The sequence below is a fragment of the Heliomicrobium undosum genome, assembly GCF_009877425.1.
Classification (GTDB): domain Bacteria; phylum Bacillota; class Desulfitobacteriia; order Heliobacteriales; family Heliobacteriaceae; genus Heliomicrobium; species Heliomicrobium undosum.
Genome location: NZ_WXEY01000002.1, coordinates 290,761 through 313,284, shown reverse-complemented (window position 1 = coordinate 313,284; position 22,524 = coordinate 290,761). Strand labels below are relative to the sequence as shown.

Sequence of the window (22,524 nt, the reverse complement as noted above, 5' to 3'; positions counted from 1 at the left end):
GGGCTTCCCCAAGTATTGACAAGCGATTTTTCCGGTGGTATTTTTTACGGTAGAGGTTAGCACTCGTCTTCATCGAGTGCTAACAACGGGAGGTGTTCCGGGATGCAAATGAATGATCGCAAGCAGAAGGTTCTCTGGGCTATTATTCAAGACTACGTATCCACGGCGGAACCTGTCGGCTCCCGCACCATTGCCCGCAAGTATGACCTCGGCGTCAGTCCCGCCACCATCCGCAACGAGATGTCCGACCTGGAGGAACTGGGCTTGATCGAACAACCCTACACATCCTCCGGGCGTATCCCTTCCGACTACGGGTACAGGTACTTTGTCGACTGTCTGATGGAGCGGGAGACCCTCAACCCGGAGGAACTCCGGAGGGTTCAACGCGCCATGTCGGAGCGTCTGCAGGAAGTCAACAGCATCATGCAGCAGACGACCAACCTGCTGGCCAAGTTGACCAACTACACCGCTGTCGTGCTGGGTCCCCAGGTAGGGAAGACGACCTTTCAGCAGATTCACTTTTTTCCTGTCATGCCGACGAAGGCGGTCGCGGTTGTCGTCACCTCGGCCGGTGTCATGGAGAACAAGCTCCTCGACATCCCGGAGTCGATGACGCCGGAAGACCTGCAGAAGGTGTCGGTGATGATCAATGAACGCTTGCAAGGATTGACGATGGCCCAGGTCCGGGCCTCTCTCTGCATGGAACTGAACGAGGCATTGAAAAAACAGAAGCAGGTGCTCTCCCGTTCGTTGGAACTCATCGATGAAGCATTGCATGGAGACAGCGACGAACGGGTTTTTCTGGCCGGCACCATGAACATCTTCAAACAGCCTGAGTTCAAAGATGTGGAAAAACTCCAGAACCTTTTGGGCATACTAGAACAACACCATACCGTGCGCGAACTGATGCATGACCATCCTGAACCAGGTATCCACATCAAGATCGGCACGGAAAACCGGCACGAAGGTGTCCGCAACTGTTCCATGGTGACAGCCTCTTACCAGTTGGACGGCGAAGTCCTCGGCGTCATCGGCCTGATCGGGCCGACCCGGATGGAGTATTCCAAAGCCGTCGCCGTCGTGGAAGGGTTGACGGGACAACTTTCGGCGGTCCTGAAAAAAATGTTTAATCGCTAGAGGCATCTAAAAGGGTAGGGGCTTTTTGTCCGCAAAAAGTCCCTATTTCCCTGCCTTTTCGGAAGACTTGGAGGAATCAGCGTTGAGTGTCAAGCAAGTGAGCAACAACACCGAAGTGGATGAACGATTAGCAGCATTGATGACCAACGCCAACGCCATCCGCGCCATCGCCAGCGCCGTCGAAGGCACCCTCGGTCCGAAGGGGCTCGACACGATGCTCGTCGACAAGTTTGGCGATGTGGTCATCACCAATGACGGCGTCACGATCCTCCAATTGATGGAGGTCAACCACCCAGCTGCGCGCATGCTGATCAAGATGGCCAAGGCCCAGCAGTCTGAAATCGGCGACGGGACGACAACTGCGACCGTCCTCGCCGGCAGCCTGATCAGCGAAGGCGTCAACCAGGTGACCAAGGGCGTTCCCGTCTCCCGGGTCATCGAGGGTTTGAAGGCAGGCGTCAAAAACGCTGTTGAGATGTTCCAGCGCCATGCCCGTCCCGTCCAGGGGGTAATGGACCCCATGCTAGAGAAGGTGGCCCTGGTAGCCGGACGGGAACACCAGGACATCGCCGGGCTCGTCATCGAAGCGGCCCGACTCGTCGGGGAAGAGAAACTGCGCGAGTCCGGCTTCAAGCTCTCCGAGACGATTCGCGCCCGTGAGGGCGCCGATAACCAGGTGCTCTCCGGCGTGATCATCAACAAGACGCCCATGAATGAGGACATGCCTAAAAAGCTGGAAGACGCGCTCGTCCTCGTCATCGACGATGCCCTCGAACCGGAGGAACTGGAAGAGGAGGCCCTCAGCACCGAGGCCGGCTTCAACTGGTATCGCCAGAAGCAGCAGGAGTTTTTAGAAAACGTCCGCAAAATCGTCGCCCTCGGCGTAAAAGCCGTCCTCGTCGATCGGGGCGTGGAAGATATCGCTGAAGAGATCCTCACCGACGCCGGTGTGCTTGTCATCCAGCGCGTCGCCAGCCGGGAATTGAAAAAGGCAGCCGAACATACAGGCGCCCGGGCGATTAAGCGCACGGGGCTGAAGCGCGACCCTGCCGACTTGACGCGTTACTTGGGCAAGGCAGGCTCGATCACTGTCGATGAGAAACTGGAGCACATCTGCATCCTGCAAGGGAGCGGCAAACCGGTGGCTACGGTGCTCGTCGGCGCCGCCACCGAGGAGGTTGTCGGCGAGCGAGAGCGCATCGCTAGGGACGCTGCCTCGGCCGTCCAGGCAGCCATCAAGGGTGGACTCGTCCCCGGCGGTGGCGCTGTCGAACTGGCTGTGGCCCGCCAGATGGAGGAAGTGCGCCGGGAGACGCGGGGCATGGCCGCCTATGGCCTCGACTGTGTCGTAGCCGCTTTGAAGAAGCCTTTCGCTCAGATCATCACCAACGCCGGCTTCAACCCCCTCGAAAAACTGGGCGATGTGATCGCCGCCCAGATGGAGCAGAACAGCGATACACTCTCGATCAACTGTGACAACGGCGAGTTGGCCGATATGTGGGCCATGGGGGTTATCGATCCGGCGCAGGTGAAGATGCATGCTTTGAAGGCGGCCGGCGAGGTGGCCGAAGCCATCCTGCGTATCGACACGATCATCAAAAAACGGGAGGAACGTCCCGATGGAGGCAACAACCGCGGGGAGGGAGACTGGTGACCATCGAAGAGAGAGAGAGCAAGAAGAGCGAAATTAGCGAAATGACGGGAACTGAAGCCGCCGGGATGACCGGTGAGGCTGCGATGTATGAAGAGGCCGTTACGGTAAACCCGTCGACCGGCGGAGAAGGCGATACCGCCACCCTGACCGATGAGGATCAGGCAGCCCATGCGGCGGAGGAGTTGGGACGATTCCTTTCCGAGGTGGCGAAAACCAAAGAAGAGTTGGATAAAGCCAAGCAGGATCTGCAGGACTGGGAAAACCGCTATCTCCGCTTGCAGGCCGACTTCGACAATTTCCGCCGTCGGACGCGTCAGGAAAAAGAGGAACTGGGGACTTACGCCAATGAGGGGCTCGTCAAGAAGCTCCTGCCTGTCCTGGACAACTTTCAGCGCGCCCTGGGGGCGATGGCAAAGGCCGGCGCTGCCGACAATTTGCTCTCCGGCGTCGCCATGATCGAGCGACAGTTTTCCGATATCCTGACCAAGGAAGGTCTACAACCCCTTGAGGCTGTCGGCAAGGAATTCGATCCGCAGTCCCATGAGGCCGTCCTGTTCGGCGAAGCCGATGAGGTCTATCCCGACGGGATCGTCATGGAAGAGATGCAAAAAGGCTACCTCTTTAAGTCGAAGGTGATCCGGCCGGCCATGGTCAAGGTGGCCAAGGGCGGTTGATTATTTAGAGCACATCCCTAGAATGATGAAATGGCAAAGTAAATAGGAGGTTGCACACATGGGCAAAATCATCGGCATCGACCTGGGCACAACCAACTCCTGTGTCGCCGTGCTGGAAGGCGGCGAATCGGTCGTCATCCCCAACAAAGAAGGCGCCCGGACCACCCCCTCGGTCGTCGGTTTTTCTAAAACAGGGGAACGCCTCGTCGGCCAGGTGGCCAAACGGCAGGCCATCACCAACCCTGACCGGACGGTTATCTCGATCAAACGGCACATGGGCACTGATCATAAAGTAAAAATCGATGACAAAAACTACACCCCCCAAGAGATCTCGGCGATGATCCTCCAGAAGCTGAAGGCTGACGCTGAAGCCTACCTGGGTGAGACGGTCACTCAGGCCGTCATTACCGTCCCGGCCTATTTCACCGATTCCCAGCGCCAAGCCACCAAAGACGCCGGCGCTGTCGCCGGCCTGGAAGTCATGCGCATCATCAACGAACCGACAGCGGCCGCCCTTGCCTATGGCGTCGACAAGGGTGAAGACCACACCATCCTCGTCTACGACCTGGGCGGCGGCACCTTCGACGTGTCCATCCTCGAACTGGGCGACGGCCTCTTCGAGGTGAAAGCCACCTCCGGCAACAACCGCCTCGGCGGCGACGACTTCGATGAAAAGGTCATCAACTGGATGGTCGCCGAATTCAAGAAGGAGAGCGGCGTCGACCTGCGCGGCGACAAGATGGCCATGCAGCGCCTCAAGGAAGCCGCTGAAAAAGCGAAGATCGAGCTGTCTGGCGTCATGTCGACGAACATCAACCTGCCCTTCATCACCGCCACCGCCGACGGCCCCCAGCACCTGGACATGACCCTGACCCGGGCCAAGTTTGACGAGCTGACGGCTGATCTGGTGGAGATGACCATGGGCCCCACCCGTCAAGCCTTGCAAGACGCCAAGTTGGATCCCAAAGACATCGACAAGGTCATCCTTGTCGGCGGCTCCAGCCGGATCCCCGCCGTCCAGGAAGCCATCCGCAAATACCTGGGCAAAGAGCCCTTCAAAGGCATCAACCCTGACGAGGTCGTCGCCATGGGCGCCGCCATCCAGGCCGGCGTGCTCGGCGGCGAGGTCAAGGGCATCGTCCTGGCCGACGTGACGCCCCTCTCCCTGGGCATCGAGACCCTGGGCGGCATCTGCACCGTCCTCATCCCCCGCAACACGACCATCCCCTCCAGCAAGAGCGAGACCTTCACCACGGCCGCTGACAACCAGACCTCTGTTGAGGTGCACGTCCTCCAGGGCGAGCGCAAGCTGGCCTCCCAGAACAAGACCCTGGGCCGCTTCCACCTGAGCGGCATCGCCCCGGCGCCGCGCGGCATCCCTCAGATCGAGGTCAAGTTCGACATCGACGCCAACGGCATCGTCCACGTCGGCGCCAAAGACAAGGCCACCGGCAACGAGCAGAAGATCACCATCACCGCTTCGACGGGTCTCTCCAAGGAAGAGATCGACCAGATGGTCAAAGACGCAGAACTGCACGCCGAAGAAGACCGCAAGCGCCAGGAAGAGGTCGAGATCCGCAACCAGGCCGACTCCATGGCCTACCAGGCGGAAAAGACCCTGAAGGACCTGGGCGATAAGGTGGAGGCCGCCGATAAAGCGAAGATCGAGGCCGCCAAGGAAGAACTGAAAAAAGCCCTCGAAGGCACGGACCTGGAAGAGATCAAGAAAAAAACAGAAGCCCTGACGACCGTCGTCTATGAACTGTCCACCAAGCTCTACCAGCAAGCCGGCGCTGCCGGCGCGCCTGGCGCGGGACCGGAAGGCGCCCCCGGCGGCTTTGGCGGAGAAGAGAAAAAAGATGACAATGTGGTCGACGCCGATTATACTGTCATCGACGACGATAAGAAAAAATCCTGATTCAGGCGACCGGGGGGCTTAGCCCCCCTGTCGATGCTTTTACCGGGGGGAGGGGACAAGGATGAGCAAACGGGATTACTATGAGGTGTTAGGCATTGGGCGGGACGCCGGGGAGACGGAGATCAAAAAGGCCTACCGCCGGTTGATCAAGGAATTCCACCCCGATGTCCACCCCGACAAAGCATTCGCTGAAGAAAAGACCAAAGAGATCAATGAGGCCTATGAGGTGCTCTCTGATCCGGAAAAGCGCGCCCGCTATGACCAGTTCGGCCACGCCGGTCCCGGCGGGTTCGGCGGATTCGGCGAAGGCGGACCGGATATGGGCGGTTTCGGCGACATCTTCGACATGTTTTTTGGCGGCGGCTTCGGTGGCGGCGGCCAGCGGCGCGGTCCCCAGAAGGGGGCCGACCTGCGGTTCAACTTGTCCATCACCTTTGAAGAGGCCGCCTTTGGAGTCGAGAAGGAAGTCGACATCCCGCGTCTGGAAGCTTGTGATGTCTGCGGCGGCAGCGGCGCTGAGCCGGGCACTTCGGCGACGACCTGTTCCACCTGCCACGGTTCTGGGCGGGTGACCACCGTCGCCAAGACGATGCTCGGCAACATGCAGACGGTTCGCACCTGTCCCACCTGCGGCGGCGACGGGAAGATCATCAGCAAACCCTGCCTCCACTGCGGCGGTCAGGGGAAGGTCCGCAAGCGGAAGCGCATCAAAGTCAAGGTGCCCGGCGGTGTCGATACGGGGACGCGGATCCGCGTCTCTGGCGAAGGCGAAGCCGGCGACAAGGGCGGTCCGCCAGGCGACCTCTACGTCTTTATCGAGGTGCAGTCCCACTCCTTCTTTGAACGCGACAACGACGATGTCATCTGCCAGGTTCCCATCAACTTCGTCCAGGCGGCCCTGGGCGCCGAGATCGAGGTGCCGACCCTCGATGGCAAGGTATCCCTGAAAATCCCGGAAGGAACCCAGACAGGCGCCGTCTTCCGCATCCGCGGCAAGGGCATCAAACGGCTCCGGGGCACCGGACGGGGCGATCAGCGGATCGAGGTCAAGGTCACCGTGCCAACCCGGTTGAGTGAAAAACAAAAGGAATTGCTGCGGGAGTTCGGGCGCACCCTGAAGGCGGAAAACATCGAATCGGAGAAAGAGAAGTCTTTCTTTGAGAAGATGAAAGACGCCTTCATGTGAGGACCGGCTTAACCGGCGGGGAAGGGTGTATCGCTGTTGAAATGGCGTGAGATCGCCATCACCACCCGGCAGGAAAATGCCGACGCGATGGCCGAGATTTTTGAAACAGTCGGGGCTATGGGGATGGTTATCGAGGATCCCCAACTGATTGCCAGCTACATCGAAAGCAATGTTTGGGACCACCATGACGTGGAAATCCCCGATGTGCCGGAAGGCATGATCCGGGTGAAGACGTACTTGGCCATCGACGATGCCCTGGAAGAGCGACTTGCGGCGTTGCAGGAAGAACTGTCTGCCCGGGAACGCTCCGAAGAATGGCCCGCCCATGCCTGGACAATGACGGACCTCCATGAGGACGACTGGGCCCATGCCTGGAAAGCCTTTTTTAAACCGGAAAAAGTTGGCCGTCGTGTGGTCATCCGGCCGACCTGGGAAGAATATGTCGCTGTAGAGGATGACCTGGTCATTTCCATCGATCCGGGGATGGCCTTTGGCACCGGAACCCATCCCACGACAGTCATGTGCATCCGAGCGCTGGAGGATTATGTCCACCCCGAGGCTCGTGTCCTCGATGTGGGCACTGGCTCTGGCGTGCTCTCCATTGCCGCTGCATTACTGGGCGCCAAAAAAGTCCTGGCTGTCGACAACGACCCTGTGGCCGTCGCCACGGCCCAGGAGAATGTGACCTTGAACCAGGTCGATGATGTTGTGGAAGTCCGCCGCAATGACCTGCTGTCCGGGTTGGAGGAACAGGCTGACATTTTGGTGGCCAACATCATCGCCGATGTGATCATCCGCCTGGCCCCTCAGGCGGAAGCCTTGCTCACCCCTGAGGGAATTATGATCGCTTCAGGGATCATCCAGAACCGTCTCGATGATGTCGTTGAGGCGATGACGGAAAAGGGATTCACCATTGAAGAATTGATCAGCCACGGCGAATGGGCCGCCGTCGTCGCCCGCAGGGCCGGCGCATCAGCAGAAGGCTGAACCGGGGCGTGACCGATGCATCGATTTCTCTTTGAACCAAGGAATCTGACCGGCGATCGCGTCTACCTCGATCGAGAGGAGAGTCAGCATCTCTCCAAGGTGCTGCGCCTGCGCGCCGGCGATACTGTACTTGCCTTTGACGGGCAGGGGAATGAGTATGAAGCCGTCGTCGCCGAGATCACCGGCGATAAGGTTTGTCTCGAAAGCCTGCGCCCAACCGGCGCTTCTCGGGAGGCGCCGATCCGCCTCTGGTTGCTCCAGGGTGTCGCCAAGGGAGAAAAGATGGATCTGGTGATCCAAAAGGCTACCGAACTTGGTGTGGAAAAAATCCTTCCCGTTCTGACCGAACGGTCTGTCGTGCGTCTCGACGCCGCGAAAGCGAAGGAACGGCGCGACCGCTGGCAGAAGATCGCCCGTGAAGCGGCAAAACAGTGCCAGCGCACGGTCATTCCTGAGGTGCAGCTCCCGGTAGCCTGGTCAGAGGTCATCACCGGATGGGATATGACGACGCCCCTCTTGATCCCCTGGGAGGAAGAGCGGGGAATGGGGCTGAAGCAGGTGCTCTCTGTCCTGCGAGAGGATGGGCTCCTTCACGGTAGCCCCTCTCAGGTCATCGGCCTAGCCATTGGCCCTGAGGGAGGATTAACGGCGGCAGAGGCGGCTCTCGCGCGAGATCGAGGCGCTCAGACCGTCGGCCTCGGTCCCCGGATTTTACGGACCGAGACGGCCGGCATCGCCGCCCTGGCCGCCATCATGTACGAACTGGGGGATTGGGGATGAATCCCGGAGAACCCACTGCCGCATTTCACACCCTTGGCTGCAAGGTCAACCAGGGCGAGACAGACGCCATCGCCGGCATGTTTAAAGCCCGCGGCTACGCCATCGTGCCTTTCGACGCACCGGCTGATGTCTATGTGGTCAACACCTGCACCGTCACCCACCTGAGTGATCGCAAATCCCGCCAGGCCATCCGCAGGGCGAACCGGCTGAACCCTGACGCCGTCGTCGTCGTGACCGGTTGCTACGCCCAGACAGCCGCTGACGAGGTTCAGGCCATCGAGGGTGTCGATATCGTCGTTGGCACCGACCGGCGCAGCGCCATCGTTGATTTGGTGGAGGAGCACCGGCGGAGCGGGGAGACGGTGAACACCGTTTATGACTCAGGCCGGATCGAGCGCTTTGAGGAACTTCCCGCTGCAGCAGAACGCTCACGGGCCCGGGCGACGATGAAGATCCAGGACGGCTGCGACCTCTACTGCACATACTGCATCATCCCTTATGCACGCGGTCCCGTGCGCAGTCGCAGGATCGAGAGTGTCGTGGAGGAGGCGGGGCGCCTCGCCGACGAGGGGTTCAAGGAGATCGTCCTTTCCGGGATCCATCTGGGCGCCTACGGGAGTGATTTCGACGCAGACCTGGCGAAGCTGATTATAGAACTCTGCCGCATCCCCGGCCTGCGGCGCATCCGTGTCGGTTCTGTGGAACCCCAGGAGTTTACGCCGGAGCTGCTCGAGGCCATCGTCCATCCCCGTGTCTGTCCCCACTTCCACATCCCTCTGCAGTCAGGATCGGATGCGGTGTTAGAACGGATGGGACGGCGTTACCGGCGGCAGGATTTTCTCGATGTGACACGAAAGATCCAACAAATGATCCCTGGCGTGGCGATCACCAGCGATGTCATCGTCGGTTTTCCCGGTGAACGAGAAGCCGATTACCGGTTGTCGGAGGAAATCTGCCGCGCCGCCGGACTTGCCGGGCTCCATGTCTTTCCCTATTCACCGCGTCGCGGAACGCCGGCGGCGACCTTCCCCGATCAGATCCCTTCGGCTGTTAAACAGGAGCGGGCGCAGCGTCTCGGCAAACTGGCCCGCGAACTGGCCGATGATTACGCCAGGGGCTTTGTCGGCCAAATCCGGGAGGTGCTGGCGGAGGAAAAGGTCGACGGCGCTTGGACTGGACATACGAACAACTATCTGAAGGTCTTTTTCACAAAGCCAGTTGAAAGTTCGCCAGGGGAGATGGCGCCGGTGATCGAACGGGAGGACCTGGTTCGCGTTCGCTTGCTCCACATCCGGCCTGACGGCGCCCTCGATGGGCTTCCTATCGAGCCGGCTTGATGGAGCGAAACCCGGCAAAGGGGGTGAATCTGTTGAGCGAATGTATCTTTTGCAGGATCATCCGGCGGGAAATCCCGGCCCAAATTGTCTACGAAGATGAGCAGGTCGTCGCCTTCCGTGACATCAACCCGGTGGCCCCGACCCATATCCTGATCATCCCCCGGGAACACATCGCTTCTGTGGCAGAGGCCACCCCCGAACACCAGGCGCTCTTGGGTCAACTCCTCCTGGCAGCCCCTAGGATCGCAGAGAAAATCGGCATTGAGAGGGATAATTTCCGGCTTGTCATCAACACCGGCGCTGACGCCGGTCAGACCGTCTTTCACATCCACGTCCATCTCCTGGCCGGAAGGCCTTTGGCTTGGCCTCCGGGATAAAACGGCAACGAATCTCCTGTTGACGCTTTCACTCCCTGGAAGTATAATGTAGACTGTGTGTATCTTGTTTGTTACACACAACCGTTCGCCGCACCAAGCACAGCCTGGACCCGGCATCATAGATACCAGCGGGGGGAGGGAAGCGGAATGAGCGAAGTACGAGTTGGTAAAAATGAGACTTTAGATAGCGCCCTGCGGCGTTTTAAGCGCTCCTGCCAGAAAGCGGGCGTTTTATCGGAATGCCGCAAGCGTGAACACTATCTTAAACCCAGTGTGAAACGGAAGAAAAAATCAGAGGCAGCCCGGAAACGGAAGTCCACCTGAGGAATGGTGACGTTATGTCGCTGAAGGAACGTTTGATGGAGGACATGAAGCAGGCGATGAAGGACAAAGAGGCCGGCAAGTTCCGCCTCTCTGTCATTCGCATGGCTCGGTCCGCCATTCAGAAAGTGGAAATCGATAAACGGCGCGATCTCACGGAAGAAGAGACTATCGATGTGCTTGCCCGGGAAGTGAAACAGCGCCGCGATTCCATCGCCGAGTATGAAAAAGCGGGCCGCTCCGATGCCGTGGAAGCGCTGAAAGAAGAAATCGCGCTTCTGACCGCGTATCTTCCCCAACAACTTTCCGAAGAAGAGGTCCGCGCGCTGGTGCGGGAGGCTGTGACGGCGACAGGCGCTCAGAGCCCTAAAGACATGGGCAAGGTCATGGGAATTCTGATGCCGAAGGTCAAAGGTCGCGCCGACGGTAAACTGGTCAACCAGGTCGTCAAGGAGTTCCTTGGCTAACCCCTGATTGTACAACCCCGGAAACGGATCAAGAACCCTTGCGGGTACTAACCGCAGGGGTTCTTTTTTTGCGCGCGTACCCCAAGCGACATTGGATGTAAGCTTGTTCCTCTCTCCTTTGAACCGCCAGGTCATGTTCTTGATCCTTTCGGCATAGGTATGGACAAGGATGGAAAGGAGTGCGGAGCATGGCCTGGGAACGGGGCAAGCAGCGACTGCAGAAGGCATTGGCCGGATTCCTGGAAATGCCGAAAGATGTGCTCTTGGATTACCCGAAGATCACCATGATCGGGAATGTGCAACTGGTGCTGGAAAACCACCGGGGCATTGTCGAGTATGCCGACGAACGCATCCGCATCGGCATCACCGGAGGTCAACTAGAGATTATCGGGGAACAACTGGTGCTTCGAACGATCCTTCCCGAGGAACTGGTTGTGGAGGGACGCATTCGTCAACTGAACTATTCAAAATGATCCGGGGGGGAAGACCATGCTGCGCCGTTGGTGGTCCTTTTGGATCGGCTTTTTGGGTATCAGAATAGAAGGATCGCAATTGGAAAAGTTCATTAACATGGCGGCAAGCCGAGGTATCCCCTTGTACGACCTGCGGCGGGAACCGTCAGGCCGCATGTCGGCGAAGGTGCGGATGGATGGCTTCCGATCCCTCCGTCATGTGGCCCGCAAGTCAGGCAGCCGCATGCGCATTGAGTCGCGCTACGGCTTGCCTTTTTACGCGTCATCGTTGAAACGGCAGCGATCTCTCGTCATCGGCGTCATTTCCTTCGTGTTGACGATTTTGATTATGTCCACTTTTGTCTGGGATGTGGAAGTCAACGGCAACGACCGGGTGGACAAGCAGCAGCTTTTGCAGGCAGCTGCCGAGAAGGGGATCCGTGTGGGACGCTGGCGACCCCTGATCGATGTGCGGGAGGCGGAACAAACGATCATGGGCGCCGTTCCCGGGCTGGAATGGGTGGGCATCAAGGCGAAAGGAACCCGTGTCGTCATAGAAGTACAGGAAAAGGTGTTGCCGAAAAAACCGGCTGTAGACGGACCTTGCAATATCGTCGCAACGAAGGGCGGCGTCATCCAGCGCCTGATGGTGCTTGTGGGGGAGGGAAAAGTCGCTGAGGGTGAGCGCGTCGCCAAGGATCAGGTGTTGATCTCGGGGCTCATCTTCCAGCATAAGCCAGCAATTCGATCACAGGCAGAAGAGAAGCCGGAACCTCCTAAACTGCTAGACAAGGTGCAAGCCCGAGGGGAAGCCTGGGCAAAGGTGTCCTACGATCAATGGATCGAAGAACCTGTTGTGCTGGAAGGGACGGTTCCGACAGGGGCTGTGAGTGAACAATGGCGCATAAAATGGGGAAATCAGGAAATCATCATAAAAGGTCCGCGTAGCAGCCCTTATCCTGCCGGCGTTGAAGAGGTTTCCATGAGAACTCCTTCATTATGGAGGAATCTAGGCTTACCCGTCGAAATAATAAAAACAGAGTATCATGAATTGCGGGCCTTCCGGCATGAACGCACCGCTCAGGAAGCGATGACAGCGGCGCAGGAAAAAGCCAGGCAGGCCGTCAGCGGTCTGTTGCCGCCGGGCGCCCGGGTGCTGAGGGAGATGGTCCTCCCCCAACCGGCGCCCCCGGGAATGGTCAAGGTGAAGGTATCGGTGGAAACGCTGGAAGACATTGCCCATCCCCAGCCGATCGAAACGGGCACATAACAGGCGCGAGGCGTCACAGGAGGTTGGACGAACCTGTCGTCATCCGGCCAAGAGCAAAGAATCCATCTAAAAGACAACTGGGAAGCGGTCGAGCTTTTCGGCCAGCGTGATGAGAATCTGCGGTTGATCGAGCGCCTGTGCGGAGCTAAAATTGTGGCTCGCGGCGCCGAGATCATTGTCACAGGCAACCGGTCTGCCGTCGAGGCATCGACCCGGCTGATCGAACAAGCGATCGCCTTGGTCCGGTCCGGACGGGAAGTGGGACAGGGCGAGATTGAGTATGCCTTCCGGCTGGTCAATGAAGGCCATCAACCGCTGATCGCCGAGGCGCTTGGCGATGTGGTCATGACGACGCCGCGGGGAAAGCAGATCAAGGCGAAAACCTTGGGGCAACGGAAATACCTGCAACTCATCCGCCAAAACCAGATCATCTTCGGCATCGGACCAGCAGGAACCGGCAAGACCTACTTGGCCGTCGTCATGGCCGTTCAGGCGCTGAAGAACAAGGAAGTGAACCGGATCATCTTGACCCGCCCGGCTGTCGAGGCGGGGGAAAAGCTTGGCTTTCTTCCGGGAGACCTGCAGGAGAAGGTGGATCCCTACCTTCGCCCATTGTATGACGGACTTTTTGACACCATGGGCGCAGAACCGACCCAAAAATACATGGAGCGGGGAATCATCGAGATTGCGCCGCTGGCTTACATGCGTGGACGCACCCTTGACGATTCCTTCATTATCCTTGACGAGGCCCAAAACACGACACCGGAACAGATGAAGATGTTTTTGACACGTATCGGTTTCGGATCAAAGGCCCTTGTAACCGGCGACATCACACAGGTGGATTTGCCCCGGGGTGCGAACTCGGGGCTTGTGACTGTGCAGAAGATTCTGCAGGGTATCGAAGGACTCGCTTTTCATTTCTTCACCACGGAAGATGTGGTGCGCAACCCGCTCGTCGGCCGGATCATTCGCGCCTATGAAGACTATGAAGGCCGCTTGGGACAGGGAAATAAATGAGGTGAAATCGGGTGGCCTACAGCCAAATGACGGCCCTGTTGACGTTGGCGCTGCGTAAGGTTTGGCAATATCGGACAACACGCCGAGTCGTATTCGGCTTCACTTTTTTTCTGATCTATACGGTGATCCTGGCGTTGCCCCACCTGTCTTCTCTTGAGACGTTGGAAGTGGGGCAGAAAAGCCAGAAAGACATCAAATCACCGATTACGAAGGAGATCGTTGACGAGGAACGGACACGGCTAGCTCGCGAACAGAAGTTGAACGCCACACCCCCCGTCTACACCCATGATCCCAACGTGGCCGGACGAAGCCAGCGGGATATCGACCAGTTGTTTAAAGCCGTCGCCGACTACCAGCGGACGGGTGGCGAACCGGCCAGCCCATCCGAACAGGCGTCTTCTGGCGCCCCGGCGGAACAACGCCGGTGGGATCAGTTAAAAGTGCAGATGAATGTCCCGATTCCGGACAACCTGTTGCGCAAACTCGTTTCCATGCGGCCGGAATCGCTCGCTTTCATTCAGACAGAGACGCAGAACCAAATTGCCGATCTGTCTGGCATGCCCGGCTTGACCGATACCCTCGATGAGATGCCGGAAGGGATGCCGCTCACGCGGACTGCCGGCAGGGTGCTGCCCTACAGCTTGCAGGAGGCGCGGGCCATCGTCCTTGAACGGATCGACGGGTCGGTCCTCACACAGGAATCGAAGGAAATCCTGCGCAACCTGATCCCGCTTTTTTTGCGGCCCAACTCGACCCTCGATGTGGACGCCACCAAGCGGTTGCGCAACGAGGTGCGCCAGAGCGTCGCCCCGATCACCTTCCTTGTCCGCAAGGATGACGTGATCGTGCGCGCCGGCGATATCGTGACGGATGAACAGATCCAACTCTTGTCCCAGTTGGAGTTGTTGCGGACAGGATCCGCATGGCTGAAGCCGGCTGGAACGGCGCTGATGGTCCTCCTGAACATGATGATCGTGCTCTGGTACCTGCGCACCTACCGGCGCGATCTCTACCTGGATGAACGCATGCTTCTGCTGCTGGCACTGATGTCCATGTTATCATTGCTGACGGCGCGGAGCATCGCTTCCATCAACCTCCACGAACAGAGGGAGATCTACAACCAACTGCTTTACATGATCCCGGCGGCGACAGGCCCCATGCTGATCGCCATCTTGCTAGACACTCGCGTGGCCATCTTCATGTCCTTTGTGCTCAGCATCTTTATCGGCGTCATCGCCGACGGCTCGATCCCCCATGCCATCGTGGCCTGGATCGGATCCCTTGTCGGCGTCTACAGTGTTTCCCGCTTCAGTCAGCGGATGGACTTTGCCAGGGCCGGTCTGACGATGGCTGTGGCCAATGCGCTCACTGTCTTTGCCCTCGGTTTGGCCACAGGTGTCAAGATCCCCGTCATCGCCACCTATGGGTTGCCCGTGGCCCTTGTTAACGGGATCCTGTCATCGGTGTTCATGATCGGTTCACTGCCTTACCTGGAGTCTGCTTTTAAGCTCACCACTTCGGTCAAACTGCTCGAACTGGCCAACCCGAACCACCCCCTGCTGCGGCGGTTGCTCATGGAGGCGCCGGGCACCTACCACCACAGTCTGCTTGTGGGCAACTTGGGCGAAGCAGCCGCTGAGATGATCGGCGCCGACGCCCTGCTGGTCCGTCTGGGCGCCTATTACCACGATGTGGGGAAAATCCGCCGACCGGCATTTTTCATCGAAAACCAGGCACAGGGGCAAAATCCCCATGATAAGATCGCCCCTTCTTTGAGCACCCTGATCATCACCTCCCATGTCAAAGACGGCGCTGAACTGTGCCGTGAGGCGGGCTTGCCGTCTCAGGTGATCGATCTGGTGGAACAGCACCATGGGAACACCCTCGTTTCTTACTTTTATCACCGCGCGCGGGAGGCGGACCGCACCGAATCGGTGCAGGAAGGTGATTTCCGTTACGATGGGCCGAAGCCCCAGAGCAAGGAAGCTGCCTTGGTCATGCTGGCCGACACGGTGGAAGCGGCCGTCCGTTCGCTGCCCCAACCCACATCGGGCAAGATCGAGGGGCTGGTGCGCAAACTGATCAGGGAGAAGCTGAACGATGGGCAGTTGGAGGAATGCGATCTCACCTTTAAGGACCTTGATCGCATCGCCCAGGCCTTCTGCCGCGTCTTCAACGGGATCTACCATACGCGGATTGAGTATCCGGAGGGTGTCTCCAAAGAACTAGACGGGAGGAAGCGCAGTGGAACTGTATATAGTGGATGAACGGGAAGGCGTAACCCAGGCGCCGGAAGTGGAAGAGTCGTGGCAACTGATGCTGGAGCAGTTGGCCCTAGCTTGTCTGGAAGAGGTTGGTCATCCGCTGGAGGAAACGGAGATCAGCCTGGTCCTGACGAACGATGAAAAAATCCGCCGTTTGAACGCCGAGTATCGGAACATCGATCAGCCGACAGACGTGCTTTCCTTCGCCATGGAGGAGGAGGGTGACGACGAGGCGGACTTTGACTTTGACGATCCCACAGCCGGCAAGGTGCTGGGTGACATCATCATCTCTGTCGAGACAGCGGAGAGACAGGCCCAGGAGTATGGACATTCCCTCGAACGGGAAATGGGGTTCCTCTTTGTCCATGGCATGCTGCATCTCTTAGGCTATGACCACTGTGACGAGGAGCAGACCAGCCGCATGCGGGCTCAGGAGGAAAAGATCCTGAAAAGCCAGGGATTGCAGCGGGAATGGACCTGAGAAAACTCCTCCGTTCTTTCTGCTACGCCTGGCGCGGCATCATCTGGGTGATCAAGACGCAACAGAACATGCGGATCCATCTTATCGCCGCTGTGACCGCTCTGGCCATGGCCGCCTGGTTTCGACTGGGCGGATGGGAACTGGCCTGGGTGGTCACCGCTGTTTTTCTGGTCCTGGCCGGCGAATCCTTCAATTCCGCCATTGAAGCGGCAATCGATCGCATCGGCCCAGAACGACACCCCCTGTCCGGCGCCGCCAAGGACGCCGCCGCCGGTGCCGTTCTCCTGCTGGCGCTGCACGCGCTGATCGCCGGCATCATCATCTTCGGTCCACGCCTCGCCGGCCTTCTCCGGTCCGCTTTCACCGCCGCGTTGCCGGACGCGCACTGTCTATCATTGGTGTAACACGCTGCCTGTGCGCTGCGCCAAAATCTCTCTGAGCGGAAATCCTATGAATGACCTGACAGGAACGAAGGGAGGACGCCATGGTATCAACGACCGATCAAAATCCGGTTCTATCGGATGCAACGCTGAACAATTTGATCAAAGCGGCCCGTCAAGCCCGCGAGCGCGCCTATGCGCCCTATTCGCGCTTTCGCGTCGGCGCGGCGCTGCTGGGGGAAGACGGGGCCATCTACAGTGGCTGCAACATCGAAAACAGCGCCTATGGCTTGACCAACTGCGCCGAACGGACAGCGCTATTCAAAGCCGTATCGGAAGGCTGTCACCGATTCAATGCCCTTGTCCTGACCTCTGACGCGCCGTCGCCGGTTACGCCCTGTGGCGCCTGCCGCCAGGTCTTAGGCGAGTTTGCTCCCCAAATGCCTGTCTATATGGTCGATGACCAGGGACGCCGGGAGGTCAGTAGGGTAAGTGACTTGCTTCCAGGCATCTTCCGGCTTTCCGAAGTCATCAAACCGACACAACCGGAATCATCGAAAGACTGAGGTGACCTTTTTGGCGGAAAAATATCGGTTTGTCCGGCGGTACCAGCGGGATAAAGCGGCACCCCAGCCGGAGAAGGCAGTCGCTAAGGTTTCCGCGCCGGATCTCGCTGAAAGAAACGCGGAGAAACTCCGCTCCGGTTTTATCAGCATCATCGGCCGTCCAAACGTGGGCAAGTCGACACTGATGAACCAAATGATCGGCAAAAAAGTGGCCATCATGTCTGACAAGCCCCAGACAACGCGCAACCGCATCGTCGGGGTGCTCAACGCGCCAGGCGGACAGGCCATCTTTCTGGACACCCCCGGCATTCACAAGCCCAAGCACAAACTGGGCGAGATCATGGTCACGACAGCCCGCAAGACCTTGAACGAGGTGGACCTGATCCTCTATGTCGTCGACGCGTCGGAGGAACCGGGCGGGGGAGAACAGTTCATCAGCCAAATGCTCAAAGACATCAAAACGCCCGTCTTTCTCGTTGTCAACAAGCTGGACGCCGTCAACCGGGAAGAGGGATTGAAGAAAATCAGCCAGTATAGCCAAATGGTGGCATGGCAGGAACTGATCCCTGTCTCGGCGAAGGAAAAAACTAACCTGGACCGGCTCAAGGACCTGATCTTCGCCAAACTGCCGGAAGGCCCTCTTTACTACCCGGCAGGCTCCTTCACTGATCAGCCGGAACGACAGTTGATGGCGGAAATGATCCGGGAGAAGGTTCTCCATGCCACCCGGGAGGAGATCCCCCACTCGGTGGCCGTCATCATTGAACACCTACAAGAGACGCCCAAGGGTGGCATGGTCGTCCATGCCACCATCTTTACTGAACGGGATTCTCAAAAGGGGATCCTCATCGGCAAGGGCGGCTCTCTGCTCAAAGAGGTTGGTCAGAAGGCAAGACAGGAGATCGAGGCGCTGCTGGGAACTTCGATCTATCTTGAACTCTGGGTGAAGGTGAAGAAAGACTGGCGCCAGCGCCCTGATGTGTTGCGATCCTTCGGTTTCGACGAAAAAATGGAGTGATAGCCGTGAGCTTGCCAACAGGGGATAGGTGGACCCGTGAGAGGGTCGCGCCACTCATCGACCATACGCTGTTGAAACCGGATGCGGAGGAGGCGCAGATCGAAGTCCTCTGCCGCGAGGCAGCAGCCTACGGTTTTGCCGCTGTCTGTGTCAACCCCGTCTGGGTGGAAACCTGCGCCACCCTGTTGCAGGGCAGCCCGGTCAAGGTGGCCACTGTCATCGGCTTTCCCCTTGGCGCCTCCCTGAGTCGCGTGAAAGCCCTGGAGGCGCGAGAAGCATTGCGGGGCGGCGCGCTCGAATTGGATATGGTGATGAATGTGGGCTGGGCCAAGATGGGACGTTGGAACGCCATAGAGACGGATATCGCGGCTGTCGTTGAAGAAGCCCGCCGAAAGCCTGGGGCCATCGTCAAGGTGATCCTGGAGACGGCGTTGCTCACTGACGAGGAGATCACAGCCGCCTGTCATCGCGCCTTGGACGCAGGCGCCGATTACGTGAAAACGTCGACGGGCTTTGGGCCCGGAGGCGCCACAGCCGCTCATGTGTCACTCATGGCGGAAACAGTGGAGAAGCGCGCCCGTGTTAAGGCCTCCGGGGGCATCCGGACGGCAGAAACGGCTGTGCGCATGCTCGAAGCCGGCGCCGATCGCCTGGGGACCAGCGCCTCACTGGTCATCCTTGACGGCCTCCCCGGCTTCGCCGGGGTCTCCGCATCGAGGTAGGAGGGCGGATATGCGCGTCTACCGTGCCCAGGCGCTGGTCCTGCGCAGCCGGAGTTATGGCGAAGCGGACCGGCTGCTTACACTGCTCACCCGTGAACGGGGAAAGGTGTCCGCCATCGCCAAAGGGGTGCGCAAACCGACGAGCCGCCTCCGCGCCGGCACGCAGCCGCTGACCCATAGCCAACTCGTCCTCTATGAGGGCAAGAACCTGCAGACGGTGACCCAGGCGGAACCGGTCGAATCCTTCGCCGCCCTCCATGGTGATGTGGATCGTTTTAGCCATGCCTCCTCTATGGCCGAACTGGTCGACCGGCTCAGCCCCGATCACGGCGGGGCTGACCTTTTCCCGTTGCTCCTGACGGGGTGGCATCTGCTCTCCGTCTTTCCAGGCGACCTGGTTGCCTGTCTGTTCCAACTGCGCCTGCTCGACCGGTTGGGCTACTGCCCAGAGCTATTTCTCTGCCTGGACTGCGGCGAACAGGTTGAAATCGCCGATTCGGGTCCCTGGCCGGCCTATTCGCCGGAGATGGGCGGGTTGGTCGGAAACTGTTGCCGCCATCGCCACGGTAATATAGGTCTGATCGCCCCCGGGGCACTCGCGCTGCTGCGCCATCTGTTGCAGATGGATCCGCGCGATCTCGGACGTTTGCGAGTCGGTCCCAAGTTGCTGCGCCACGTTTCCGCGGTGCTCAAGGATACCATCCGCTGTCGTTCTGAAGGGAATATGCGTTCCTGGGCGGTTATGGAATCAGTCGGACGCTCCCTGGCCGATGAACCAGAACCCAAGGCAGATCAACCGGAAGCGGAAAAAGAGCCCCAGAGACCTCGCTGAAGGTTCTCCGGGGCTCTTTTCATTTTGAACAGGCCTACAAATCGAATTCGGAAGCGATTTTCTTGAGCCGGCTCTCACTGAACCAGTTTTTCTTGCACCGGTTTATGGCATGCCTTCAGATACGCTTCTGTCGGCAGCAGTTGCACGGCTGTGCAGCGAATGACGCAGTCGCTGTCTTCCGCCGTCATCCAGGGAGAGCAGTAGACGAAAGGACGCTGCGGATCAGGGTAAAGTTCCATCCCCTTGTACGTAATCGCTTCCCCTTCCATCAAGGGCGCCAGGGCGTCTTCTGCGTCATTGGGGCCGAAGACGCGCCCCCGGATCACCGCCGCGCCTGGCTCCTCGGCCCGCTCCTCGATACGGAGCCAGAACCCCGGATAGGCCGGAAAAAGAGCGCCGCCGGGGACGAGAACAGGCGAACCGCCCCAGAGGGAGCGCACCGTGACGGCGCCGTCTTTCCAGAAGGGAAAGGTGGCGATCACCGGTTCCCCGATTTTCAAACCGCCCACAGAATCTATAGCGATAAAAGTCAGTTCGGGCGGAGCGTCGGGATCGACCGTTGGCGGGTCGTTGTCGGCCCAACTGGCTTCAACAGCCCTGCCCACGACATTGACGGCCATGATCAGGTCAGGCAAACCCATCCGGCGATCGCGCGGGCTTTCGGCGATGCCGGGACGGCCGCCGGCGCCGGAACCCCAGAGTTCGCGCACAATCAACCGGGCGTCGAATTGGCCGCCTTCGCAGGCGATGGTGATCGTCCCCTGCCGGGAGTCAAGGACGACCGTGGCTGGCACGATCCGGCCCAGCCGGGGGGAGTAATAGGCGGCGGAGCAACGGGGGCCTTCGGTGACAAAAACGCGGACCAGGGGACTCTCGTCGACCAGCCGTGCCTCGGAAACAGCATCATGACCCGCTGCCCACTGCCGTCCAGCTGTGAGCAGGTCCCAATCACCGCTTAGAATCGCCCGGATGGCCTCACCGGCCTTGACGACATGAGCGGTCACATCGATCGTGCGCCGGAAAGGGCCGAGGGGAAGACGAGATTCAGACCAGGAAGACCATGCGTCCAACTGCTCCCGCACATACTCAGGAAGATCACCGGACCGGTGGGGTCCGCGCACCTGAAGATAGGCAGCGCCTGCCCAGAAGTTATCATCTTCCGGTTTTTGCCCCATCAAAGCGAGGCAGGCGCCGATCGTATCTAAGTCCAGACGAGAGACAACGATGGTTCCTTTTTCCAGAGGGGTCAGTTCGGCGATGCATGGCGTGGGACGCCCCGCATAGGCGCCCGTCCGGGTGGCAAGGGTAGGCGCGTCTCTGCCCTCGACAACGGTAGAACCATACTCTGCTTTTACCGTCGCCACGGGGAGCCCGGCCTGGAACATTTCTTCAACGATCTGAAAAGCGTCAAAGGCTGTCGGCGCCAGAAAGACGGCTACTGACATAAAATACGCTCCTTTCCCCCTTGTTGACAATCCGCCCATGGCATTTATTGGCACTAAATGATTATACCGGAGAGGAACTTTTTATTCAATGCGCATCGATCATTATTCACTTTCTGCTGTTTGTTAAAAATTCCTGCTGGGCGATAAAATCAACCACCGGATTCCCCTGCGGTTTCGTATTTTTGGTCTTTTTGTGTTAAAATTGTGTTTGATTACTCGGAATGGGGGCGGCAATGGCTCGATAGTTGTGACATGAAAGCGGCGATAAATAGACGTTACCAAGATAAGGAGGACGCTTGACCGTGAATTTTCAAGAGATCATTCTGGCGCTCAACCAGTTCTGGGGGGAACAGGGATGCATCATTCAGCAGCCCTATGACGTGGAGAAAGGCGCCGGCACGATGAACCCGGCCACCTTCCTGCGCGCCCTGGGACCAGAGCCCTGGAATGTGGCCTATGTGGAACCCTCTCGCCGTCCCACCGATGGGCGCTATGGCGAAAACCCCAACCGGTTGCAGCACTACTACCAGTATCAGGTCATCCTCAAGCCCTCTCCCGACGATGTGCTGGAGATGTACCTGGACAGCCTGCGCCGCCTGGGCATCGACCCGCTCAAGCATGACATCCGTTTCGTCGAAGACAACTGGGAATCGCCCACCCTTGGCGCTTGGGGTCTTGGTTGGGAGGTTTGGCTTGACGGCATGGAGGTGACCCAGTTCACCTACTTCCAGCAGTGCGGGGGCATCGACTGCCGTCCCGTTTGCGCCGAGATCACCTATGGCATCGAACGGATCGCTATGTTCATCCAACAGAAGGATTCCGTATACGACATCGAATGGGTCGAAGGCATCACCTACGGCGATGTCCATCACCAGGGTGAGGTCGATTACTCCCATTACAACTTTGAAGTGGCCGATACGGCAGCGCTGTTCAACTTCTTCGACATGTATGAAAAAGAGGCGCTGCGGGTGATCGAAAAAGAGCTGGTGCAACCGGCCTACGACTATGTGCTCAAGTGTTCCCACACCTTCAACCTCCTTGATGCCAGGGGCGCCATCTCGGTGACGGAACGAACCGGCTTCATCACCCGTGTTCGCCACTTGGCCCGAGTATGCGCCCAGGCTTATGTAAAACAGCGGGAACGTCTCCGTTATCCCTTGATCAAGGATCCGGCGCAGCGCCAGCGGCTCGGTCTTGATCAGGAGAACGCAGGGGAGTAGACAACTGCTGTGCAGGGAT

Annotated in this window: 23 protein-coding genes; 22 read left to right on the top strand and 1 reads right to left on the bottom strand. The window is 58.9% G+C overall.

The genetic code is table 11. From position 1 onward, the window contains the following. Positions 1-102: 102 nt before the first annotated feature. From hrcA to recO, 21 genes are all read left to right on the top strand, one after another. Complete coding sequence (gene hrcA / locus GTO91_RS03685) at positions 103-1,137, top strand: heat-inducible transcriptional repressor HrcA (RefSeq protein WP_235918981.1); 1,035 nt, start codon at positions 103-105, stop codon at positions 1,135-1,137. Between the two features lie 82 nt (positions 1,138-1,219). Beyond that, positions 1,220-2,791 carry a TCP-1/cpn60 chaperonin family protein gene (locus GTO91_RS03680; protein ID WP_161254972.1) on the top strand — a complete coding sequence of 524 codons (1,572 nt, stop codon included), beginning with the start codon at positions 1,220-1,222 and terminating at the stop codon, positions 2,789-2,791. Continuing rightward, positions 2,788-3,465, top strand: coding sequence for a nucleotide exchange factor GrpE (gene grpE / locus GTO91_RS03675; RefSeq protein ID WP_161254970.1), 678 nt, complete (start codon positions 2,788-2,790; stop codon positions 3,463-3,465). Before GTO91_RS03680 ends, grpE begins: the two co-directional genes overlap by 4 nt. Before the next feature lie 58 nt (positions 3,466-3,523). Next, on the top strand, positions 3,524-5,383 hold the full coding sequence (dnaK, locus tag GTO91_RS03670) for a molecular chaperone DnaK (RefSeq protein WP_161254967.1): 1,860 nt from the start codon (positions 3,524-3,526) through the stop codon (positions 5,381-5,383). 61 nt (positions 5,384-5,444) lie between these two features. Then, positions 5,445-6,569, top strand: coding sequence for a molecular chaperone DnaJ (gene dnaJ, locus GTO91_RS03665; RefSeq protein ID WP_161254964.1), 1,125 nt, complete (start codon positions 5,445-5,447; stop codon positions 6,567-6,569). Positions 6,570-6,605: 36 nt separating this feature from the next. Next, positions 6,606-7,556 carry a 50S ribosomal protein L11 methyltransferase gene (gene prmA / locus GTO91_RS03660; RefSeq protein WP_161254962.1) on the top strand — a complete coding sequence of 317 codons (951 nt, stop codon included), beginning with the start codon at positions 6,606-6,608 and terminating at the stop codon, positions 7,554-7,556. 15 nt (positions 7,557-7,571) lie between these two features. After that, on the top strand, positions 7,572-8,336 hold the full coding sequence (locus GTO91_RS03655; RefSeq protein ID WP_161254958.1) for a 16S rRNA (uracil(1498)-N(3))-methyltransferase: 765 nt from the start codon (positions 7,572-7,574) through the stop codon (positions 8,334-8,336). Beyond that, a complete protein-coding gene (gene mtaB, locus GTO91_RS03650; protein WP_161254955.1) occupies positions 8,333-9,673 on the top strand; it encodes a tRNA (N(6)-L-threonylcarbamoyladenosine(37)-C(2))-methylthiotransferase MtaB in 1,341 nt (446 codons plus the stop codon). Before GTO91_RS03655 ends, mtaB begins: the two co-directional genes overlap by 4 nt. Before the next feature lie 32 nt (positions 9,674-9,705). Next, on the top strand, positions 9,706-10,050 hold the full coding sequence (locus GTO91_RS03645) for a histidine triad nucleotide-binding protein (RefSeq protein WP_207708965.1): 345 nt from the start codon (positions 9,706-9,708) through the stop codon (positions 10,048-10,050). 147 nt (positions 10,051-10,197) lie between these two features. Then, positions 10,198-10,374, top strand: a complete 177-nt coding sequence (rpsU, locus tag GTO91_RS03640) for a 30S ribosomal protein S21 (RefSeq protein WP_161254949.1) — start codon at positions 10,198-10,200, stop codon at positions 10,372-10,374. Positions 10,375-10,388: 14 nt separating this feature from the next. Then, positions 10,389-10,838 (top strand): GatB/YqeY domain-containing protein, encoded by a 450-nt coding sequence (locus tag GTO91_RS03635; RefSeq protein ID WP_161254946.1) that lies wholly within the window; start codon positions 10,389-10,391, stop codon positions 10,836-10,838. Between the two features lie 188 nt (positions 10,839-11,026). Beyond that, complete coding sequence (gene yqfC, locus GTO91_RS03630; protein WP_161254942.1) at positions 11,027-11,311, top strand: sporulation protein YqfC; 285 nt, start codon at positions 11,027-11,029, stop codon at positions 11,309-11,311. 16 nt (positions 11,312-11,327) lie between these two features. After that, a complete protein-coding gene (gene yqfD, locus GTO91_RS03625; RefSeq protein ID WP_161254938.1) occupies positions 11,328-12,560 on the top strand; it encodes a sporulation protein YqfD in 1,233 nt (410 codons plus the stop codon). Positions 12,561-12,593: 33 nt separating this feature from the next. Next, complete coding sequence (locus tag GTO91_RS03620; protein WP_161255109.1) at positions 12,594-13,577, top strand: PhoH family protein; 984 nt, start codon at positions 12,594-12,596, stop codon at positions 13,575-13,577. Between the two features lie 11 nt (positions 13,578-13,588). Further along, complete coding sequence (locus GTO91_RS03615; RefSeq protein ID WP_161254936.1) at positions 13,589-15,844, top strand: HD family phosphohydrolase; 2,256 nt, start codon at positions 13,589-13,591, stop codon at positions 15,842-15,844. A 49-nt stretch (positions 15,845-15,893) separates the two neighbouring features. Further along, positions 15,894-16,322 (top strand): rRNA maturation RNase YbeY, encoded by a 429-nt coding sequence (gene ybeY / locus GTO91_RS03610; RefSeq protein WP_407929515.1) that lies wholly within the window; start codon positions 15,894-15,896, stop codon positions 16,320-16,322. Next, a complete protein-coding gene (locus GTO91_RS03605; protein ID WP_161254930.1) occupies positions 16,313-16,726 on the top strand; it encodes a diacylglycerol kinase in 414 nt (137 codons plus the stop codon). The genes ybeY and GTO91_RS03605 overlap by 10 nt, the downstream gene beginning before the upstream one ends. Before the next feature lie 80 nt (positions 16,727-16,806). Further along, positions 16,807-17,268: a cytidine deaminase gene (gene cdd / locus GTO91_RS03600; RefSeq protein WP_161254927.1), complete on the top strand. Its 462-nt coding sequence runs from the start codon at positions 16,807-16,809 to the stop codon at positions 17,266-17,268. Between the two features lie 142 nt (positions 17,269-17,410). Next, on the top strand, positions 17,411-18,286 hold the full coding sequence (gene era / locus GTO91_RS03595; protein WP_161255106.1) for a GTPase Era: 876 nt from the start codon (positions 17,411-17,413) through the stop codon (positions 18,284-18,286). Continuing rightward, entirely contained in the window at positions 18,283-19,008 is a 726-nt protein-coding gene (deoC, locus tag GTO91_RS03590) for a deoxyribose-phosphate aldolase (protein WP_161254924.1), read from the top strand. Before era ends, deoC begins: the two co-directional genes overlap by 4 nt. Positions 19,009-19,018: 10 nt before the next feature. Beyond that, positions 19,019-19,840, top strand: a complete 822-nt coding sequence (gene recO / locus GTO91_RS03585) for a DNA repair protein RecO (RefSeq protein WP_161254920.1) — start codon at positions 19,019-19,021, stop codon at positions 19,838-19,840. A gap of 74 nt (positions 19,841-19,914) precedes the next feature. Here recO and GTO91_RS03580 read toward each other — a convergent pair whose 3' ends face one another. Then, positions 19,915-21,285 (bottom strand): hypothetical protein, encoded by a 1,371-nt coding sequence (locus tag GTO91_RS03580; protein WP_161254917.1) that lies wholly within the window; start codon positions 21,283-21,285, stop codon positions 19,915-19,917. Positions 21,286-21,587: 302 nt separating this feature from the next. Here GTO91_RS03580 and glyQ point away from each other — a divergent pair, with 302 nt between their 5' ends. After that, the gene (gene glyQ / locus GTO91_RS03575; protein WP_161254914.1) at positions 21,588-22,505 is read left to right on the top strand and encodes a glycine--tRNA ligase subunit alpha; all 918 of its coding nucleotides are present in this window, start codon (positions 21,588-21,590) and stop codon (positions 22,503-22,505) included. The last annotated feature ends 19 nt before the right edge of the window (positions 22,506-22,524 follow it).

What these genes read in the sequence shown, in the direction of transcription:
- hrcA (WP_235918981.1), top strand. Translation starts at nt 103, where the DNA reads ATGCAAATGAATGATCGCAAGCAGAAGGTTCTCTGGGCTATTATTCAA.
- dnaK (WP_161254967.1), top strand. Translation starts at nt 3,524, where the DNA reads ATGGGCAAAATCATCGGCATCGACCTGGGCACAACCAACTCCTGTGTC.
- dnaJ (WP_161254964.1), top strand. Translation starts at nt 5,445, where the DNA reads ATGAGCAAACGGGATTACTATGAGGTGTTAGGCATTGGGCGGGACGCC.
- GTO91_RS03655 (WP_161254958.1), top strand. Translation starts at nt 7,572, where the DNA reads ATGCATCGATTTCTCTTTGAACCAAGGAATCTGACCGGCGATCGCGTC.
- mtaB (WP_161254955.1), top strand. Translation starts at nt 8,333, where the DNA reads ATGAATCCCGGAGAACCCACTGCCGCATTTCACACCCTTGGCTGCAAG.
- rpsU (WP_161254949.1), top strand. Translation starts at nt 10,198, where the DNA reads ATGAGCGAAGTACGAGTTGGTAAAAATGAGACTTTAGATAGCGCCCTG.
- GTO91_RS03635 (WP_161254946.1), top strand. Translation starts at nt 10,389, where the DNA reads ATGTCGCTGAAGGAACGTTTGATGGAGGACATGAAGCAGGCGATGAAG.
- yqfC (WP_161254942.1), top strand. Translation starts at nt 11,027, where the DNA reads ATGGCCTGGGAACGGGGCAAGCAGCGACTGCAGAAGGCATTGGCCGGA.
- yqfD (WP_161254938.1), top strand. Translation starts at nt 11,328, where the DNA reads ATGCTGCGCCGTTGGTGGTCCTTTTGGATCGGCTTTTTGGGTATCAGA.
- ybeY (WP_407929515.1), top strand. Translation starts at nt 15,894, where the DNA reads ATGCTGGAGCAGTTGGCCCTAGCTTGTCTGGAAGAGGTTGGTCATCCG.
- GTO91_RS03605 (WP_161254930.1), top strand. Translation starts at nt 16,313, where the DNA reads ATGGACCTGAGAAAACTCCTCCGTTCTTTCTGCTACGCCTGGCGCGGC.
- cdd (WP_161254927.1), top strand. Translation starts at nt 16,807, where the DNA reads ATGGTATCAACGACCGATCAAAATCCGGTTCTATCGGATGCAACGCTG.
- recO (WP_161254920.1), top strand. Translation starts at nt 19,019, where the DNA reads ATGCGCGTCTACCGTGCCCAGGCGCTGGTCCTGCGCAGCCGGAGTTAT.
- GTO91_RS03580 (WP_161254917.1), bottom strand. Translation starts at nt 21,285, where the DNA reads ATGTCAGTAGCCGTCTTTCTGGCGCCGACAGCCTTTGACGCTTTTCAG.